Genomic DNA, 4,238 nt, shown 5'->3' with positions numbered 1-4,238 from the left:
ATCTATAGACTGTCGACTCTATTGGCTAATGTGTGGCTAACAGGTCTACCTGTTTTGTTATTAATCGCTTTTCGTAGATAAGCTTTTTTAACAGATAACATATATCTTCAAAGCGGTGCATTGAGACAAAAAAAGAATGGGGAGCGTGATTGCTCCCCATTATCATTTTTACCGCTGTTGGTGGTATTACTTTTCTGTGATGGCTTCACAGCCTTCAGGAGCAGTAATGGTAGTTACGTCCTTACCTGCCTGCTGCGCCGCTTTCACATCCATTTTGTATTGAGTACATTTGCCAACACTGACGTTAACTGCACCCGAATCTGTGGATGGGTTGCCGCCCAGTGTTCCACCAGCAAATGCGGAAGAGGTTGAGAAAACTAACGCTGTAGCGATGAGTAGAGATGACTTTTTCATAGTTGATCCTTACGAGTTGATTGAGTGTGTTACTGAGGGATAGAGAGTTAGAAGGTGTACACAAAGGTGCCAGCGCTGGAGGTGACTTCGATTTCTTTCACGCTGTCCACGGTGCAGTTGTTGCTGTATCCGGTGTAGGTTTGGCCGAACTGCAATGAAACGTTTCTTGATAGCTCTGAGGCTGTACCAGCGGGTAATCGGCAGTTGCCACGGTTAATCACCACATTGCTTATCACGGTGTTGTCGGCGATGGCTTGCAGATCGAAGACCAATGTTCCCCAGTGAGGGTTAGCTGATATCGGCACTTCAATATCTGCGGTTGCTGCTTGAGTCTCTTCTTGGTCGCCACAAGCGGTGAGCCCGATAAACAGGATGGTCATGGCGGCGTATCGGAGTAGGGTGTTGGTTAATGTCATAACGGTGCTCTCCTTATCGGTGAGTGAAATTCAGGATGCACTGACTCCATCGTGTTCACGCATGAACCGCTCAAGATTGAAATCAGTCGGATAGGTAAAAGAAAACGTCGATACACTGGCCTCATCAATCAAGGGCAAGGCGAGGGTGCGTATCGTGTGTTGGCCGGATAATCGAAAGAGCAGCAAGAGCGCGTCACACTGAACCGAGAGTCCCAGTGGCTCAATGAGCGCCTTCTCTTGCTGCAATACTTGGCTAGATATCTTGAGCATACGGTTGTGCAATAATGCCGTGTGTATCGCATTTAATACTTGCCGTTGCTCGTCACTCCACTCGCGAATAGTGGGCAATGTCACATGTACTTTGGCTAACCATGCTTGCTCTTTTGAATGCGCTGAACCCTTGTGTGGCAAGGGTTTGTCTCTCTCCGAGGAGGACCCTTGTCCATAATTCAGTGCATCAGGAACCAGCGGTAGTAAGTACTTGTTGGTCAGTTGCCAATAGAGCATTTCCTGCTTGTTGAGCTTCAGTAATTGCTCTGAAGTTTTCCGATAAACATGGGGCATGCTCATCGAATCACACTCCACGTTAAACACCTCCACAATGATGTCATCGAGGTAGCGTTTAATGCTGCGCGTGGTGCGGTGGATATCGAGTAGGGCTAACTGCTGCTGCAACTCCCTAACGGTAATCCATCGATGTTGAGGAATAAGCATCAGCGTGTGCAGCAAAGCGGATAACCCTTCAATGCTGGTTTTATTGCTCATGACTACGCTCTCAATACATCAAAGCTCCACACCGGAGTCGGACATTTAATGTCGGGAGAATAGAGGTGGGTCAGACACATAATGTCCAACGGTGAAAACAGCATCAATCGGCATCACCAAAGCGTGAGCCGATTAACATTAACGAGGCTTATGCTTATCACTGAGCTCGGCAATCGCTGCCAATAACCCAATCAACAGCACTACCAGAAACCCTAAAGTGGATAGGGCTCCAATGGCACCAAAGAACGGGGAAAGTGAAAACAACGTAATGAGGGCAGTGACAAGTTTGATGATTTGCAGAAGAAGGGAAGTCATGAGCTATTGCGGGGTGACGGCTATCTCGTTGTAAGCGTCCGTATCGACATAGGCCAGAAAGTTATTCTCCCATAGCCGATACAGCTCTTTAGCATCACGGCTACCCTGCATTGGTAGCCAGCCACGATAGGCCACAAAGAACTGCCCAACCCGAAAATCAAAATCCAAGTTGCGCTCTAGCTCTGGATAGTAGTTCCCCATGTAAGCAAAGTCGGTGATGTACTCGATGCTCCATTCTCCGGTTGAAGTTTGGCAAATCGCCATCTCAACCGGATGGAAGCCGCCTTCATCCGCGCTGTAACTTTTATCGCGAAAGTTAAACACCAGATAACGGCTAGTGGTCAGTGCTTCATTACTCAGCAAATGAGCGGTGAGCCGTTCACTTAGGAGCGTGTGCAGTTTCTTAGACACAGGTAGTGATGATGCTGTGAAGGTTAATTTGGACATAGTGAGTCCTCCTTGTTTCAGGATTCAAATAAGAAATGATAGATTAGGTTTTAGTTGAGCGTGCCGACCATCGTCAGTTGCACATCATCAAAGACATTGCGAGATAGGTGGCGAGCAAAGGCTTTCATCCATACCGACAGCAGCTCTTGTACTTCTGGGTGGGATAAATCCGTGCTCCCTACATCAGGCTGGTAGCACCATTGGTTTGCGAGGTGAAAGTACAACTCAGGTTCAACGGCTGTGCTGTTGTCATCGGGGTAAGAGAAGCTGGCAAAGAAGACTACCAGCCAAGGGCTAGTATCTGACTCGCGTTTAAGCTGCACCTCTATCGGATGCAAACCTTGTCGATGTCGGTAGTAACTCATTTGGCGGCAGTTCAGCACGAGTCGTTCAGCGTTCTCTGGGAGAGTGTATCGATTCAAAAGTGCTTCCAGTGACGTATGTAAAGCGTCATCAATAGAAAGCTCACTGTAATTTTGTTTAATCATAACCACCCCCTTTCAGCAAATGAGGTGCAGGTATCGCCTGTGACGATATGGTCAAGTACACGAACATCCACCAGCGCGAGTGCGTCTTTGAGTCTTTCGGTTATGCGTCTATCGGCTTGAGACGGCGTTGAGTCACCAGATGGATGATTATGGGCAAATATCACGGCCGCAGCATTGACTTCTAGCACCGCTTTCACCACTTCACGCGGGTAGACACTGGCCGCATCAATGGTGCCGTGGAACAGCTCTTTAAACTCAATCAGTCGGTTTTGGTTATCCAGTAGCAATAAGGCAAACACTTCACGCTCATAGCAGCCTAGCTTGCAGCGCACATACTCTTTGGTGGCATCAGGGTTAGTTAGGGCATCACCACGCACGTAGCGTGTTGCCAGTATCTCCGCCGCATGCTCTAGGATTTCATTTTCCTGATAGCGTTGCTGCTTTTGGTAATCGGGAGTTTTGGTATTCATTTCAGGCTCCTGTCGGAATCAATGATGGGTATTCACATTGATGACATATGCCTGAAGATTTTTGGATTAAATCGTCAAGGGGCTATGAGGGTAACAGTTTTACTCTACGGTCATGTTGAACATTTGATTAAGTAGGCAAAAATGCGTAAAGCTGAGTTAGATTACTATCTTGAAATGAGTAAATAGAAGAGGTACTTTAAAAAGTACCTCTGGTTACTCTTGGAGTTAACTGTATCTTCGTACCCACTCTGGTTCATCTAAGCCGACACGAGATAGACTACCACTATACTCTTCGATAATTTTTTGCGCGTACATATCCTTTAATTCAACCACAAACTCAAATACTTCAGGAATTTGTGCGGAATGGTGGGTAGGGTAAAAAATTCGTTTATCTTCAACTAACTCAGACAAAACACTTCCAGACTCAGATCCGTTAAACTTAACAGTTCTAAGAGCATATGTACCTTTGTTAACTTTCAGTTTGACACCCGCTGGCGTAAGAAAATCAAATGACTTATCTGTCACCTCAGATAGAGATAAGAATAGGAAGCGTCTGTGGTCGCCAGTGTACAGTCTAACCGAGTCACATCTTTGTTGAATACATATGTAATAATTATTGTCTACGCTACTTTTTACCACAGTCCCGAGAGACAGGTTTGGAGTATACTCATCACCTATAAGGACGTTTCTATGTTGGCATAAGTTTGCGAAATTTTGGTTTATTTCATCGTAATTTGTATCTTCGGTAAACAATGTAATAGCAAATTTTGAAGCTAACAGCTCAACCCTTTTTTTCGTTATTTGCGGATTTTCAGGATCTTGAATTATTTCTTTGTACTTGTCTTCGACAACAGCATGAGGCTGAAGAAGTTGTATCAGTTTTCTTTGGTTTAATCTAAATGTAACGTTGTCATTAGTTCCGT

At 45.6% G+C, this 4,238-nt stretch carries 7 protein-coding genes and 1 pseudogene; all 8 read right to left on the bottom strand.

Going from position 1 to position 4,238, the window contains the following annotated elements; all coding sequences use genetic code 11:
* Window positions 1-186: 186 nt before the first annotated feature.
* Window positions 187-414 (bottom strand): hypothetical protein, encoded by a 228-nt coding sequence (locus B9J84_RS06545; protein ID WP_094123795.1) that lies wholly within the window; start codon window positions 412-414, stop codon window positions 187-189.
* Between the two features lie 47 nt (window positions 415-461).
* Window positions 462-830 carry a hypothetical protein gene (locus B9J84_RS06540; protein ID WP_094123794.1) on the bottom strand — a complete coding sequence of 123 codons (369 nt, stop codon included), beginning with the start codon at window positions 828-830 and terminating at the stop codon, window positions 462-464.
* A gap of 30 nt (window positions 831-860) precedes the next feature.
* Window positions 861-1,595, bottom strand: coding sequence for a WYL domain-containing protein (locus B9J84_RS06535; RefSeq protein WP_094123793.1), 735 nt, complete (start codon window positions 1,593-1,595; stop codon window positions 861-863).
* A gap of 138 nt (window positions 1,596-1,733) precedes the next feature.
* Window positions 1,734-1,910, bottom strand: coding sequence for a hypothetical protein (locus tag B9J84_RS06530; RefSeq protein ID WP_017044431.1), 177 nt, complete (start codon window positions 1,908-1,910; stop codon window positions 1,734-1,736).
* A gap of 3 nt (window positions 1,911-1,913) precedes the next feature.
* Complete coding sequence (locus B9J84_RS06525; protein WP_094123792.1) at window positions 1,914-2,357, bottom strand: DUF2787 domain-containing protein; 444 nt, start codon at window positions 2,355-2,357, stop codon at window positions 1,914-1,916.
* A 50-nt stretch (window positions 2,358-2,407) separates the two neighbouring features.
* Window positions 2,408-2,845: a DUF2787 domain-containing protein gene (locus B9J84_RS06520; protein ID WP_179217534.1), complete on the bottom strand. Its 438-nt coding sequence runs from the start codon at window positions 2,843-2,845 to the stop codon at window positions 2,408-2,410.
* Window positions 2,842-3,315, bottom strand: coding sequence for a DNA repair protein RadC (gene radC, locus B9J84_RS06515; RefSeq protein ID WP_094123790.1), 474 nt, complete (start codon window positions 3,313-3,315; stop codon window positions 2,842-2,844). The genes B9J84_RS06520 and radC overlap by 4 nt, the downstream gene beginning before the upstream one ends.
* A 225-nt stretch (window positions 3,316-3,540) precedes the next feature.
* Window positions 3,541-4,238: pseudogene (locus tag B9J84_RS06510) on the bottom strand (hypothetical protein); the annotation flags it as partial.

Source organism: Vibrio sp. V03_P4A6T147, assembly GCF_002241085.1.
Lineage (GTDB): Bacteria > Pseudomonadota > Gammaproteobacteria > Enterobacterales > Vibrionaceae > Vibrio > Vibrio anguillarum.
The sequence above is the reverse complement of the archived record's forward strand: the minus strand, read 5'-3'. Positions and strand labels throughout refer to the sequence as shown.

Excerpts from the sequence above, each read along its gene's own strand:
- B9J84_RS06545 (WP_094123795.1), bottom strand. The coding sequence starts at position 414 with ATGAAAAAGTCATCTCTACTCATCGCTACAGCGTTAGTTTTCTCAACC.
- B9J84_RS06540 (WP_094123794.1), bottom strand. The coding sequence starts at position 830 with ATGACATTAACCAACACCCTACTCCGATACGCCGCCATGACCATCCTG.
- B9J84_RS06535 (WP_094123793.1), bottom strand. The coding sequence starts at position 1,595 with ATGAGCAATAAAACCAGCATTGAAGGGTTATCCGCTTTGCTGCACACG.
- B9J84_RS06530 (WP_017044431.1), bottom strand. The coding sequence starts at position 1,910 with ATGACTTCCCTTCTTCTGCAAATCATCAAACTTGTCACTGCCCTCATT.
- B9J84_RS06525 (WP_094123792.1), bottom strand. The coding sequence starts at position 2,357 with ATGTCCAAATTAACCTTCACAGCATCATCACTACCTGTGTCTAAGAAA.
- B9J84_RS06520 (WP_179217534.1), bottom strand. The coding sequence starts at position 2,845 with ATGATTAAACAAAATTACAGTGAGCTTTCTATTGATGACGCTTTACAT.
- radC (WP_094123790.1), bottom strand. The coding sequence starts at position 3,315 with ATGAATACCAAAACTCCCGATTACCAAAAGCAGCAACGCTATCAGGAA.